We start from the raw sequence: 12,485 nt of genomic DNA, 5'->3' as shown, positions 1-12,485 counted from the left end.
CGGGAACCAGAGGCGCGCCCGTCCTTCAGAGGGCGAGTACCACGTCGCCGTCGTGAATGATATAGGTCACATTATCGACCGTACGGGAGAGATATCCAGACGGAACCTCGACGGAAGCCCTCTCGATGCACATACAGTCGATGTTGACGAGGTAGTCGATCGTCATCTCCCCGTACCTGACGCGGACCGCAGGGTAGCATCCCGGGCCCCCCGGTTCGGACGCGGCGGACGGCGGGCAGACGACAACGACGCCCGCGATCTCGCCCCCTTCGGAGAGGAGCCGGGCGGTGGCGGGATCCTCCCGGACGAGATCGAAGAGCCCGCCGACGGCCTCGACAAACTCCCCGGTCTTCGAGTAAGCCTCGCAGGGTTCGTGGGTGAAGCCGGTGTCGATATCCCCGGACGGGTGGGCCACCCGGTACCGCGCCACGATCCCGTCAAGGTCGGGGGAAGATTCTGCCGGCCCGGAAGAACGACCGTACGACTCGTTCAGGTACAGGAGCGACGTCCCGTTGTAGGTCATGATCGGGGCATCCCCCAGGTAGACGGTATCGGTTCCGGTCGAGATGTCGCGGGTCTTGTAATATGCCCGGGAGGGCGTGTTCGGCACGAGTGCAGAGCCCCCGAGCACCGTTCCGGCCGTCTCGTCGACGGTGACGGCAAACCGGATCTCCCCGTAGCGGATGACGAGGCTCGGGTTCTGGTTGCAGTACGGGTCGTTTTGCGGGCACGAGTGGAAGAGCACGGCAACCGACTCGGGTTTGCCGCCGTGCCGGACGAGGGCCCGTGCCCGCTCGTCCCCGAGCGCAATCCCGGCGATGTATGAGCCGTTTGTTCGAATCAACTCTGGGGTGGCTACAGGGATCTCCGATACGTTGATCTCGGGGTACTGTTGCGCCGGTGTCCCCTGCGTGTCGCCCGTCGGGCCTGCAGGATCGGCCGTTTTGTCGGTGCAGCAGCCCGCGATACATGCTGAGATAAACAGCAAAAGAACGATGAGCGGAGTATTCCTCATCTTTCGGCCTCTCTGACTGCCGGTGTGCAACCCAGATCCCGCGGCGTTTCAACGCACCACACGGTTCCGTTCATGTACTCCCACAACGTTGCCTGCGAGCGTCGGCACCTCAACGTGAGATCAGTCAAGTATCCCCTCCGTATCGATGATCGAGTACGATGGAGAGAGGTAGAAGAGCGTCGTGCTGTTATAGATCATAACGACCCTCTCGTTCCGGTCATCGAAGACGTGCCACCATCCCTCCATCTTATCCTTAGCCTGATGATAACCCTCGGGACGAGAACCTGAAACGGGCTCTGCAATCCAGATCTCGGCATCGCAGTAGCCCCCGGCGGTACGCCCCTCCTGTTCATCGACTCCGATGTAGAACGACAGCCCGTCCTTTTGGAACTCCACTGCGGCTGAGCCCCCGGCGCGGTCATTTTCATCGTTTTTTTCGGTGATCGATGTGATGTTCCACCCATTCTCGATCAGGAGCCCGGTACGCGTATCATTCCGGAGAATCGAGGAGATTAACGTGACATTCGGGCTGAAGTCCGGCCCGCCTCTGATCTCGAGCTGCGAGAGGTCGACAGGCATCTCCGTGCCTCCGGTAGCCCCAGAGGTGGGTGTAAAATAGTCGTTTATCGGCGGTCCTTCCGTGGTGCCGTTCTGCATGCCATCATCCCCGACGACTTCCCGGGTATCGACACAACCGCAGGACGCCAGCAGGATCATGAGAACAATAAACAGGGAGCATTTGGTTTTCATTCAATCACCGCTAATTCGTAGTAGGGAGTTTCAGCCGGTACGAACTCTGCATCATTTCAACGTACCCTCTGCGACCTTCCAGAGCGCACCCGCCATCCGGCTAAAACCCCCCTGCACGGCCACGTCGTCACCACCAGGTAGTACGCCCCTTCGTACTCCAGGTGCGGGTAGACCCACGTCTCCCGGTCGGGGCCGTAAGTGTCCTGGAGCGCCTTGCTCTCCGCATACGAGACGTTGGTTCCCCCGATGAAGCGCCGGTCGCTCATACCCCACTCCCACGCCGACGGGTTGCGCTCGTCGCCACGGATGACCGCATCGAGCGCCGGGTGGTCGGCAAAGTCCCGCTCGGTCAGGGGGACGACCACGTTCTCTCCCGGCTCCGCCTGCTCCATGACGTAGAGCATTGGCTGCCCGCCCGAACCCTCCATCGCGTAGATGATGAGAGCGTCGGCGAGCATGAAGCCGAGTGCGACGGCGACGATGCCGATAAGGCCGCACGCGGCGACGAGTCCCGCCGTTCTGAGCCGGTTGCCGGGTTTCTTACCGTCTTCCATTCTGCACCTGTTTTGACGCGAGCCTAGTGGAGCAGGACGCGAGTGGCGTAGTATACTCCATCGTACTCGAGGATCGGCGCATTCGCTGTATACACGCCGAAGGACTCGGTGAGTGCGAGGCACTCGACCTCTGTCATCGGGACCGACGCAGATCTCACCACGTTGGACTCGTTGCCGGCCTCCCGGATCGCGGCGGCAAGCACCGGGTGCTGCTTCAGGTCCCGGTCGGTCAGGTGGATGACGGATGCGTTCTGCAACTTCCCTTCCCCGACCACCTCCACGGTCAACGCCTTCGGAGGCCCGTCGACTCCCGTGATCAGGGCAATGAGGGTCGTAACTCCGAACACGGTCACCGCGACGAGGACGACGACGCCGATGAACGCGAAAACCCCTAAGGCAATCAGGCGCTTTCTGTCAGGCTCCATGCAACCTCCTCCGGGATCCCGCGCTCCCGCTCATACCGCCGCTTCTCAGAACCATCCCGCACCCCTCGAACTGTATATGATGTGCAGGGGGGATGCCGACCGTTCGGCACGCGCACGGGGCTCGACCCCCTCGATCCGGAACGTCTCGCGGCCGAGCGTCACGCTCCCGATAAGGCCGTTCTCCGAGGTCGTCAGGAGGACGTCGCTTTCGCCGACACCGACGATCCTCCCCTCGTAGGAGTCGATGTCGTCGTCGATCTGCTCGAAGTTCATCCGATGCACCTCGGCAAGGTATTCCGTTCCGCGGACGCGAAGGAGAAGCGTGCCGCCTTCCATCTCCCGGGAGAGGGCAGCGTGGTTGAACGTCACGATATCGTAGCGCCCGGCGCCCTTCGGGATCTTGAGTTCATCCGGCGCCGGAATCCCGGCGGCTGCAAGGTCGGAGACCGATGTCGCGCCCGCGACGATTACGTGTGTAGAATCGCCGACGGCCAGAACCGGGACGCCGGCGGGATTCTGAGCGCCTGCACCCAGCACGACCGCTGCTGCGACGAACACGCAGACCAGAAGAGCGGCGCCCCCGATGAGGGAGCGTCTCATCCCGCTTCATCCCCCGGCTCGTCCATGCGGGAGAGGTCGACGTACCTCTATAAACGATTTCTGTCACGATCCTCTACACGTCGGGCCGCTTCGGGACAACCGGCTCCCCGGGCGGGGCCTGGTGAGCAAAAAAAAAGCACGGAGCGGGGTAAAAGAGGAGGTGCCCGAACCCAAGGGATCTTCAGAGGTTGTGCGCGGGGACGCACCGGTTCTTCCCCGCATACGGCACGACCGGGCCGTGGAGTTCTATCCCGAGCGCCTCGCGGAGGACGTCCTCGATCGTCTCGACGGTCACGAACGCAAGATCGCTCCGCACATCCTCAGGGACATCCTCGAGGTCCCGCTCGTTCTCCCGCGGGAGGATGACCATCCTGATCCCGGCCCGGTGGGCCGCAAGGACCTTCTCCTTGATCCCGCCTACGGGGAGGACGGCGCCGGAGAGGGTCACCTCGCCGGTCATCGCGACCGTCGGGTCGACCGTTCTCCCCGTGACCAGGGAGGCGAGGGCCGTAAAGAGGGTCACGCCCGCCGACGGTCCGTCCTTCGGGGTCGCCCCCGCCGGCACGTGGATGTGGATGTCGCTTGCGAAGAAGTCGAACCCGGTCGCGATGGCCGCGAGCCTCGAGCGGATCAGGCTGAGGGATATCTGGGCCGACTCCTTCATCACGTCGCCGAGCTGGCCGGTCAGCGTCAGTTTCCCTTTGCCGGGCATGAACGTCCCCTCGATGAAGAGGATGTCCCCGCCGACCGGCGTCCAGGCGAGACCCGTCACGACGCCGGGCGGGTTCTCCTTCCGCGCCACGTCCGGCCGGACGGTCTCCCGGCCCAGGATCTCGGGGAGCATCTCCGCCGTCACGACGACCGGGAGGTCGACGGTTCCCGAGACCACTTTCGCCGAGACATGCCGGGCGATCCGGGCAAGCTGCTTCTTGAGCGTCCGGACACCCGCTTCCCGGGTGTAGCGGTCGATGATCGCCGAGACGGCCTCGTCCTCGACCAGGAGGTGATCCGCGGTCAGGCCGTGCTCCTCGAGCGTCTCCGGCAGGAGGTGGTCTTTCGCGATCGCGAACTTCTCGTTCTTCGTGTAGCCCGAGATCTCGATCAGTTCCATCCGGTCCAGCAGCGGCGCCGGGATCGTCGCAAGCGAGTTCGCCGTCGCGATGAAGAGCACGTCCGAGAGGTCGTAGGGGACCTCCAGGTAGTGGTCCGAGAACGTGCTGTTCTGCTCGGGGTCGAGGACCTCAAGCAGAGCGCTCGCCGGGTCGCCGGCGTACGAAACGGCAAGCTTGTCGACTTCGTCGAGGATGAAGACCGGGTTCTTCGCCCCCGCCCGCTTCATCCCCTGGATGATCCGGCCGGGGAGCGACCCGACGTAGGTCCGCCGGTGCCCGCGGATCTCCGCCTCGTCCTTGACGCCGCCGAGACTGATCCGGACGTATTTCCTCCCCAGCGCGTCGGCGATGCTCCGTCCGAGGCTCGTCTTGCCCGTGCCGGGCGGACCCGCGAAGAGGAGGATCGAGCCCTGCTTCTCCTCCTTGAGTTTCATGACCGCGAGGTGCTGGACGATCCGCTCCTTGACCTTCTCGAGGCCGTTGTGGTTGCTCTCCAGCACCCGGCGGGCCTCCTCGATATCGATGCTCTTCTTCTCGACCGTCCAGGGGAGATCGAGCAGGAGGTCGAGGTAGTTCCGGATCCCCTGGCTCTCGTGGTGCTGGCTCCCGCCCGTCTCGAGTTTCTTCAGTTCGGCAAGAGCCTTCTTGCGCACCTCCTCGGGCATCGTCGAGCGCTCGATCCGCTCCCGGTAGTTCTCCTCGCCGGACGAGCCCTCGCAGCCGTTGAGCTCGTCCTGGATCACCCGGAGCTGCTCGCGGAGCATCGCTTCGCGGTTCGCCTTCCCGACCTTCTCGTTGGCCTTCTTCGCCACCTCGATCCGGAGGTTGATGCTCTCGTTCAGGTTCACCAGGATCCGGAGGAACGCGGTGTAGCGCTCCCGGACGGAGACGATCTCGAGGAGCGACTGCTTCTCGGCAACGCCGATCGGCAGGAAGGGCATGACGAACCCCATGATCTGGTCGACGGACTCCATCCTGTCGACGGGCCGCGTGAACTGCTCGGAGCCCTGGAAGTTGCCGCTGATCTCGTGGACGGCCGCTCTGACACGCTTGAGCATCTCTGCCCGGCCACCTTCGTCGAGGTCCGGTACGTCCGGGAGCGGTTCGCAGACGGCATAGTACTGCCCGTCCCTCTCCGAGACGGCCACGGCCTTCACCCGGCGCGTTGCGTGCGCAAAGATCAGGTAGCCGTCGTCTGCGGGCTGTACGTGTGCGATCATGAGGAGGTTCCCGGTCGAATAGAATGCGTCGGCCGGATCCTCAGGGGTTTCCGCCCCGCTCTTCGCAGTCAGACCGACCGCGTATGCCGATCCGTCGCTCTTCATGGCGGCGATCAGCGCTTCTCCGACGGCCGTCTCGACCTGGAGTTTCGTCCGGGTCTCGGGGTAGACCACGGTCTCGAAGAGCGGTATGACGATGTAGTCTCGACTGGTGTCTTGTTGTGGTGAGTTCATGATGTCTCCGGGTTGTTTAGTTCGCATTTACCTAACAATACGGCCGGCCAAAAAAAATCATCCGACCTTTCTCAGGATCTCCACCAGGAGATCCACTTCGTTCTCATCGAGCGTCCGCACCACCCTCTCGATCATCCGGTGGAGCGCGTTCTGCTCGGCGTTTGCCAGCATCCGCCCCTTCTCGGTCAGCCGGATGTAGGTGACCCGCCCGTCGTCGGGGCACTTCTGGCGGTAGGCGCACTCCATCCGGGTGAACCGATCGACCATCTCCGTGACGGTGGGTTTTGAGTTCCGGGTGATCTCGGCGAGCCTGCTGAACGTCATGTCGCGGTGCCCGTCGATGACTTTCAGGTAGGCGACCTGCTTCGCCGTCACGTCGGCAAGCCCGCATTCGGAGATGATCTCGGAGGAACATTCATTTTTGATGGCGATCAGGCGATCAAACACTTCGAACAGGTGCTCACGTCTCGCCGCCATGGTTGATACCCATTAGTTTGGGTCGACCTAACTATAAAGGTTGTGGTGGCCGGCACCGGGAGAGCATACGGGCTCTTGAGGGGTCAGGTCTTCGTAGACCCACCAAGAACCGCAAACCCCCCATCCGGGGTCTGCACGATATCCGTGACGATTTCCACCTCCGCCTCCGTGCCGGTACTGACCCGGACAATCTCACCGCGATCGTCACATCTCGTCACGTGAATCGGCGACCCGAGATGGTTTCCCATGGTGTAACCCTCGCCCTCGGAACTCTCGAGGGAGGCACAGGCGTAACCCCCGTCGGAGGCCCGGGTAACCGGGCAGGGCATATAGAACTCCGTTACGCTCATGTCCGAACCGTCCCGGGCGAGAGTTCGGTCGACCGTGACCGATCCTCCGGCTTCCTCTCCTTTCAGGGCCCGGCCGACCTTATAGAGCAGTTCCACGCTGCCGTCCGGCTTCTCTTGCACCGAACATACACGGTGAAGCATGACCCCGATAAACTCGGGCCCTTCCTCGAAGGTGCGGCTCCAGATGACGTTGCCCTCTCCATCAAGCCGCATCACCCAGAGCGGCTGGCTGTCCGTCGTCCCTGCAACGATGCACCCCCCGTCCGATGCCGAAGCGACCCCCAGAGCCCGTCCCCGGCCGAGATCCGGGTAGGTCTCTTCCCGGAGGGGCGACCCGGTACCGTTCACGACCGCCACCCAGACATCCCTCTCGTGCCTGCTCCCTGCAGCCACGATACCTCCATCCGGCAGACCGGAGACTCCAAGCACGGACCCCGAAACCTGGTTGCTCCAGACCGGTGTCCCGTCGCCGGCCACCCGGAATAGAGACCCGTCACCCGTCCCGGCGGTGAAACTGCCGTCAGGGTGGGAGACGACTGTCTCAACGCCATACCGTGTCGGAAACGACCGGTTCCACTCGATCCGGCCGTCCTCCGCGATCTTGAGCAGCAGGGCGTGCTCGTCGCTTCCCGGAGATTGTTTGACCGACCCTCCGACAAGCAGACCGCCGTCCGAAACCGGCAAAAGGACGGTGCCGTATTCGTCGCCCCCTCCATCAAAAGCGGTGTGCCAGATCTCGGTACCGGCGGCGTCGGTTCGGGTGACGGAGAGAGCATGACGGTCGGCGACAGCGTCGATCGAGAGGCATCCCGATACGGCAGTGAAGACGATGAGGGATAAAAGAGCAAGAGATATCGCCATTTTACGGGCTGCATGAGTTTTGCCGCCAACGAGCATACGTTTCAATCGATGGAGATCTTCTCTCCCGGAGTCGGTCATTATAGATTGATACCCCCGGCAATAACATGGTATCCTGCCGGAACCGGAACGAATCCCGACGTTGTGCTCGGAACAGCCGTATGCACCGTCGCCGTCCAGATCCCCTCCTTGATCAGATGTTTCACACCGCCGCCGCCCTGGTACTCGAGGTCGAACGAGATCGATGTGACGTTCTCCGGCGGGACGAAACCGTCAAGGAAGACGACCGTGGTGTAGGTGCCGCCCGACCCCCGGGTGAACTCGGCGACGCTCGCGTTGTCCGGGGTTGCGAGGACCGGCACGAGCAGTCGCGGCTCTTCCTTCGTCTCGAACTCACCGGACGGTACGAAGATATCCTGCGGGTAGCCTTCTGTCGTCGTGAACGCAAGCATCTTTCCATACGGCGTCTCCCGGATTGCCGCATACCACCCGTCGGGCTGGCGAACGCCGGACGACTCGAAGATCACCAGCTCGCCCTTCGCGTTCGCCGGAACCGGGATCATGACCGTGGCGGTGCCGTTCACGGCAAGACCGGAGAGACCGGTGATCTCGATCATGTAGGAGTCGTTCGGCATGGTCGTCGAGACGAACGCAGGGCCAAGGAAGAGCAGGAAGACCACCACGGCAAGGATGGTGACTGCTATCAATAGGTTCAGTACGGTTTTTTTGGTATTGGTACGTTGTCCGTCCATCTCCTCACCATCTCCCGGCCGGGTGGGCCCGTCTTCCGGGATCTATGCATGAGAACTCAACGTTCCCCTATAAACGATTTCTGTCACGATCCTCTACACGTCGAGCCGGATTCACTCGTTTTGCTCCGGAAAATTCGCCGCAGCCCACCAGGGGCGTCTTCTGCGCCGGTTGATTCCCTGCCGCACTGACCGGCCTCATGGTAGTTTTTTGCGAATGAGAGGTCTATCGAACGCTCCCGGTGCGTAGACAATTCAGACAGAGAACGTTTATAGGAAAACGTCGATTTCTCATCGATTGATACCGGAGCCGGCACTCGGAAGGGTGATTCCCGCTGTCCGGGAGAGGAGAACCATGTCGACAGAGATATCACCGGAAAGCGCCTTCCCCGGCCCCCGGCGGGTCTTTCAGAAACTCAACGAAAAGCCGCTGCGCGACGATCTCATATTTTACTTCGCGATCGTCGCAGTCGCATCGGTTCTCTTCATGATGCTACCCCTCCTTACGGGAGAGACGGCGGAGATTGACGGGCTGCACCTGATCTGGTTTCTCGTAGCCGGCACCCTGATCGTCCTCGTGCAGGGCCTGATAACCGGGGCCGTCGCCCTCCTCGCCGTCAGCCTCGTCGAGCACTTCTTCCTGCTCTTCGTCGACGTCCACCGCGAGTTCGAGCAGACGATGAAATCAACGGTCTATGCTCTCTCGCCGCTCATCCTCTTCTCCTGGGCGGTCCTCCTGAAGATCCCGTTTGCCGGCCTGCTGTTCCTCGCCTGGTTCTGCCTCTCGACCTTCTTCGGCGTACGGATATTCCACGAGAAGTCGAAGGACCGGGCCGTCTTCGTCGCTCTTGCAACCGGCGTGGTCCTCGCGTTCTACCTCCATCGCGCGGTGGGAATCTGATAAACGGTGACGGTCATGAACTGCAACCACCTCTCGTTCCTGTGGAAACTGCTCCTCGCCCTCGCCGCAGTCGTTCTCGCGGTCAACTTCTACCAGGATATAATCCTGCACGGCCGGCCCGGCGCCCTTGCCCGGTACCTGTTCTTCATCCTGCTGTTTGGCAGCCTCATCGTGCAGGTTGCGAGCAAACGGTGCCGGAAGAAGCAGCCGGGCTGACCATTGTGCCGCGGCGGAAGAGCCGCATCAAGGCATCTCTTCGGGAACAGAACGGCTCAAAGCGCCCCGACGTGTAGACGATTGTGACAGAAATCGTTTATAGAAGAACGTTGACATTTCCCGCAGGTTTACAGGACACGGGAGCCGAACCATGCCGAGAACGGTGCAATATGTCGCGTAAGATCGTCGCCTCTCTTCCCCGGAGCCGGTTCTCGCCGGCCATTCCCCCGCTCGTCGCGGTCGTTGCATGCACAGTCTGGGCGGGTATCGCCGGAACCGTCTCCGGGGCACCGGGGGCGGCGCCACCGTCCGTCCTCCCCGTCTTTGTTCTCGTGATCGTCATCCTCGCGGCCGCGGGGGCCGCGACGCCGCTCCCGCTCATCCCGGGCGCCGTCCCGGTCAGGAGAGAGCAGCAGGCGCTGCTCGCCGCCATCGCAGCCACCGTCCCGTTCGTCGCCGCCCTGGTGATCAACCCGGACCGGTGGCCGGGCGGCCCCGCCCCCCTCCTCGCGGAGAGCGTGCCGGTCTTCGGGTGGCTCTTCGACGGCATCATGGGCGTCCTGCCGCTCGCGGTGGACACCCTCGCCTACCGCCTGTTCTTCTCCGGGTTCGCGGTCTTCGGGTTCTACCTCGAGTGCGTGCTCATCGCCGCGATCCTCTATATCGTTCTCCGGACGGTCGCCGCCTTCGATCCAGGGTTTCGGGAAGAGAGGCACGCTGAAGAGGAGGGATAGATACGGCCCCGAAGAGAAAAACGCTCGCCCTCGCCCTCACCGCGGCATACTTCATCGCCGTGCCCGTGACCGGGGTGTATGCCCGGTTCGCCTACCCCGGCAGGTCCATATACGGGGCTGCAGACCTCTCGCCGGTGCTCCTCCTCTTCTGCATCGTCTCGCTCGCGGGAGCGGCGCTCTTCTCGTTCGCTCTGGCGCAGGAGGGCGGCAGGTGGTGGGCGGCGGTGCCGCTCGCGGCGCTTCTTGCGGCACTCGCCGCCTTCGGCCCGGTGCCGCAGTCCTCCGGGATCAGCCTGTTCGCGACCGTGCTCCTCGCCCCGACGGCCCTCGTCCTCCTGCTCGGAGCGCTCCCGTTCAGGCAGGGGACGTTCGCGTGGTTCTCCGTGATCGAGGCGGGGATCATCAGTCTCTTCGGCATGGCCTGGGCATACGGCCTCTTCCTCGCCCCATCACTCCCGGCGAATATCCGGGTCGACTCGCCGTCGCTCTATGAGTTCGCCGGAGCGGCCTACGTCTACGTTGGGCTCCCGCTGCTCGGCATCATGCTCCTCGCGCTCGCCTCTCAGTGCAGCCGGCAGGCCCGATGAACTGAATTAGAAAAAGGCCAGGTAGAGGAAATAAGCCCCGATCAGGACGATTGCGACGCCGACGACCCGGTCGAAGACCTCGCCGCTCACCCTCGCCCTCTCTTTGACCTTCTTCCCGACCGCGCCGCCGAGCGAGCTGATGACGATGAGGGGGAGCGCGAGCCCCACGGCGTAGACGAGGATCGTAAACAGCCCCTCGAGGGCCGTCTGGTAGAGCGCGATGTAGGTCAGGACGATGAGGAGCATCGGTGCCCCGCGCCCCACGGTGATCGCCCCGAACGAGAGCCCGAGCAGGAACGCCCCCGTGACGGAGTAGGAGGCGGGAGCCCGGAAGAGGTTGAAGATGCTCCGTATCGGCGGCTTGTAGACGTGGAGGAGCTGCAGCCCCATCAGGATCATCAGCACCCCGCCGATCCCCCACGCAACCGCCTCGTTCAGGAAGAGGAGGTATTCCCCGACGTACCCCGCGACCGCCCCGAGCGGCATGAGGACGAGGACGGTGCCGAGCGAGAACGACACGGTCAGTTTGAGGATGCCGGCGAGCGAGAGATCGGTCTTCCCACTCGTCAGGTAGCCGATCAGGCCCAGGCACAGGACACTGTTGCACGGGCAGATCCCGGCGACGAGGCCGAAGATGAAGATCCCGAGGACCGAGGGGTCGAAGGCTGCCATCAGGAGAGGTTGGACGGCGACCGGAATTATACCTGCGGTCCCGAACCCCGGGAGGAATACGCCATTCTATCCCGGGAGAAAACCACCAAAGATACGGAAGAGAGTTATTTTCAGATCAGAGGGCCTATAGGTATAGAACAATAATGGTCCCGTGGGAGATACTATTCGCCGTCGTACCCGGCCTGATCCTCTTCTTCTACGGAATCGAGAACTTCTCCCGGGAGATTCTCGCCGTCGCGAAGGGTAGCTTTGCGGCAATCCTCGGCAGAGTGACCAAGCGGCCGATCCTCGGCGCGATCCTCGGCGCCGTCGTCACCGCCCTCGTCCAGTCGAGCATGGCAACGACGATCATCACCGTCAGCCTCGTCAACACCGGGACGCTCTCGTTCATCCAGAGCCTCGGGATCATCATCGGCGCAAGCGTCGGGACGACCATCACAGCCCAGCTCGTCGCCTTCAAGATGACGGCGTTCGGACAGGTGCTGATCCCGATCGGGTTCCTCGTCGGGATATTCGGGCGGCGCTACAAGTTCCTCGGGAAACCTCTCTTCTACTTCGGCCTCGTCTTCTTCAGTTTAAACCTCATATCGATGGCGCTCGTGCCGTTCCAGAACAACCCCGAGATCATCGGCTTCGTTGCGGAGTACTCGGCGCTTCCCCTCGCCATCCTGATCGGGTTCCTCTTCACCGCCATGGTGCAGTCGAGCGCCGTCACGACTGGCCTTGCCGTCATCCTCGCCCAGCAGGGATTGCTCACCCTCCCGCAGGCAATCCCGCTCATCCTCGGCGCACACATCGGCTCGACCACAGGAACCCTCATCGCCTCCTCCCGGATGAACCTCCACTCCCGGCGAGCGGCGGTGGCCCACTTCACCTTAAACCTCGGGGGAGTGCTCCTGATCCTCCCGTTCCTCATGCCATTCACCGAACTCATCATGACGATCGGCGGAACCGAGGCGCAGATGGTGGCAAACGCCCACCTCATCTCCAATCTGCTCACGGCAACGGTCTTCCTCCTCCTCATCAACCAG

14 protein-coding genes and 1 pseudogene are annotated in these 12,485 nt (G+C 62.9%); 5 read left to right on the top strand and 10 right to left on the bottom strand.

The features are described 5' to 3' along the window. Window positions 1–25: 25 nt before the first annotated feature. From MchiMG62_RS01435 to MchiMG62_RS01395, 9 genes are all read right to left on the bottom strand, one after another. Window positions 26–988 (bottom strand): hypothetical protein, encoded by a 963-nt coding sequence (locus MchiMG62_RS01435; RefSeq protein WP_221057579.1) that lies wholly within the window; start codon window positions 986–988, stop codon window positions 26–28. A 147-nt stretch (window positions 989–1,135) separates the two neighbouring features. Continuing rightward, entirely contained in the window at window positions 1,136–1,765 is a 630-nt protein-coding gene (locus MchiMG62_RS01430) for a hypothetical protein (RefSeq protein WP_221057578.1), read from the bottom strand. Between the two features lie 56 nt (window positions 1,766–1,821). Beyond that, window positions 1,822–2,319: a hypothetical protein gene (locus MchiMG62_RS01425; RefSeq protein WP_221057577.1), complete on the bottom strand. Its 498-nt coding sequence runs from the start codon at window positions 2,317–2,319 to the stop codon at window positions 1,822–1,824. Window positions 2,320–2,342: 23 nt separating this feature from the next. After that, window positions 2,343–2,744 (bottom strand): hypothetical protein, encoded by a 402-nt coding sequence (locus MchiMG62_RS01420; RefSeq protein ID WP_221057576.1) that lies wholly within the window; start codon window positions 2,742–2,744, stop codon window positions 2,343–2,345. A gap of 45 nt (window positions 2,745–2,789) precedes the next feature. Then, window positions 2,790–3,344: a hypothetical protein gene (locus MchiMG62_RS01415; RefSeq protein ID WP_221057575.1), complete on the bottom strand. Its 555-nt coding sequence runs from the start codon at window positions 3,342–3,344 to the stop codon at window positions 2,790–2,792. A 181-nt stretch (window positions 3,345–3,525) separates the two neighbouring features. Continuing rightward, entirely contained in the window at window positions 3,526–5,910 is a 2,385-nt protein-coding gene (lon, locus tag MchiMG62_RS01410; RefSeq protein WP_221057574.1) for an endopeptidase La, read from the bottom strand. Between the two features lie 57 nt (window positions 5,911–5,967). Further along, the gene (locus tag MchiMG62_RS01405) at window positions 5,968–6,387 is read right to left on the bottom strand and encodes a MarR family winged helix-turn-helix transcriptional regulator (RefSeq protein WP_221057573.1); all 420 of its coding nucleotides are present in this window, start codon (window positions 6,385–6,387) and stop codon (window positions 5,968–5,970) included. Window positions 6,388–6,470: 83 nt separating this feature from the next. Continuing rightward, window positions 6,471–7,598, bottom strand: coding sequence for a PQQ-binding-like beta-propeller repeat protein (locus MchiMG62_RS01400; RefSeq protein ID WP_221057572.1), 1,128 nt, complete (start codon window positions 7,596–7,598; stop codon window positions 6,471–6,473). A gap of 77 nt (window positions 7,599–7,675) precedes the next feature. Beyond that, the gene (locus tag MchiMG62_RS01395; RefSeq protein ID WP_221057571.1) at window positions 7,676–8,347 is read right to left on the bottom strand and encodes a hypothetical protein; all 672 of its coding nucleotides are present in this window, start codon (window positions 8,345–8,347) and stop codon (window positions 7,676–7,678) included. A gap of 352 nt (window positions 8,348–8,699) precedes the next feature. On the opposite strand from MchiMG62_RS01395, the gene MchiMG62_RS01390 reads away from it, so the two are divergent. From MchiMG62_RS01390 to MchiMG62_RS01375, 4 genes are all read left to right on the top strand, one after another. Continuing rightward, entirely contained in the window at window positions 8,700–9,245 is a 546-nt protein-coding gene (locus MchiMG62_RS01390) for a Yip1 family protein (protein ID WP_221057570.1), read from the top strand. A gap of 15 nt (window positions 9,246–9,260) precedes the next feature. Next, on the top strand, window positions 9,261–9,461 hold the full coding sequence (locus MchiMG62_RS01385) for a hypothetical protein (RefSeq protein WP_221057569.1): 201 nt from the start codon (window positions 9,261–9,263) through the stop codon (window positions 9,459–9,461). 170 nt (window positions 9,462–9,631) lie between these two features. Further along, window positions 9,632–10,195: a hypothetical protein gene (locus MchiMG62_RS01380; RefSeq protein ID WP_221057568.1), complete on the top strand. Its 564-nt coding sequence runs from the start codon at window positions 9,632–9,634 to the stop codon at window positions 10,193–10,195. A gap of 59 nt (window positions 10,196–10,254) precedes the next feature. Then, a complete protein-coding gene (locus MchiMG62_RS01375; protein ID WP_221057567.1) occupies window positions 10,255–10,782 on the top strand; it encodes a hypothetical protein in 528 nt (175 codons plus the stop codon). Window positions 10,783–10,788: 6 nt separating this feature from the next. On the opposite strand, the gene MchiMG62_RS01370 is transcribed toward MchiMG62_RS01375, so the two are convergent. Further along, a complete protein-coding gene (locus tag MchiMG62_RS01370; protein ID WP_221057566.1) occupies window positions 10,789–11,454 on the bottom strand; it encodes a cytochrome c biogenesis CcdA family protein in 666 nt (221 codons plus the stop codon). A gap of 143 nt (window positions 11,455–11,597) precedes the next feature. Here MchiMG62_RS01370 and MchiMG62_RS13150 point away from each other — a divergent pair. Continuing rightward, window positions 11,598–12,440, top strand: a pseudogene (locus MchiMG62_RS13150) (Na/Pi cotransporter family protein); the annotation flags it as partial. Window positions 12,441–12,485 lie beyond the last annotated feature (45 nt).

The sequence above is a fragment of the Methanoculleus chikugoensis genome (assembly GCF_019669965.1).
GTDB lineage: Archaea > Halobacteriota > Methanomicrobia > Methanomicrobiales > Methanoculleaceae > Methanoculleus > Methanoculleus chikugoensis.
Note: the sequence above shows the minus strand (reverse complement) of the source record. Positions and strands in the feature narration are given on the sequence as shown.

What these genes read in the sequence shown, in the direction of transcription:
- MchiMG62_RS01415 (WP_221057575.1), bottom strand. Translation starts at nt 3,344, where the DNA reads ATGAGACGCTCCCTCATCGGGGGCGCCGCTCTTCTGGTCTGCGTGTTC.
- lon (WP_221057574.1), bottom strand. Translation starts at nt 5,910, where the DNA reads ATGAACTCACCACAACAAGACACCAGTCGAGACTACATCGTCATACCG.
- MchiMG62_RS01430 (WP_221057578.1), bottom strand. Translation starts at nt 1,765, where the DNA reads ATGAAAACCAAATGCTCCCTGTTTATTGTTCTCATGATCCTGCTGGCG.
- MchiMG62_RS01425 (WP_221057577.1), bottom strand. Translation starts at nt 2,319, where the DNA reads ATGGAAGACGGTAAGAAACCCGGCAACCGGCTCAGAACGGCGGGACTC.
- MchiMG62_RS01420 (WP_221057576.1), bottom strand. Translation starts at nt 2,744, where the DNA reads ATGGAGCCTGACAGAAAGCGCCTGATTGCCTTAGGGGTTTTCGCGTTC.
- MchiMG62_RS01400 (WP_221057572.1), bottom strand. Translation starts at nt 7,598, where the DNA reads ATGGCGATATCTCTTGCTCTTTTATCCCTCATCGTCTTCACTGCCGTA.
- MchiMG62_RS01370 (WP_221057566.1), bottom strand. Translation starts at nt 11,454, where the DNA reads ATGGCAGCCTTCGACCCCTCGGTCCTCGGGATCTTCATCTTCGGCCTC.
- MchiMG62_RS01395 (WP_221057571.1), bottom strand. Translation starts at nt 8,347, where the DNA reads ATGGACGGACAACGTACCAATACCAAAAAAACCGTACTGAACCTATTG.
- MchiMG62_RS01390 (WP_221057570.1), top strand. Translation starts at nt 8,700, where the DNA reads ATGTCGACAGAGATATCACCGGAAAGCGCCTTCCCCGGCCCCCGGCGG.
- MchiMG62_RS01385 (WP_221057569.1), top strand. Translation starts at nt 9,261, where the DNA reads ATGAACTGCAACCACCTCTCGTTCCTGTGGAAACTGCTCCTCGCCCTC.
- MchiMG62_RS01380 (WP_221057568.1), top strand. Translation starts at nt 9,632, where the DNA reads ATGTCGCGTAAGATCGTCGCCTCTCTTCCCCGGAGCCGGTTCTCGCCG.
- MchiMG62_RS01405 (WP_221057573.1), bottom strand. Translation starts at nt 6,387, where the DNA reads ATGGCGGCGAGACGTGAGCACCTGTTCGAAGTGTTTGATCGCCTGATC.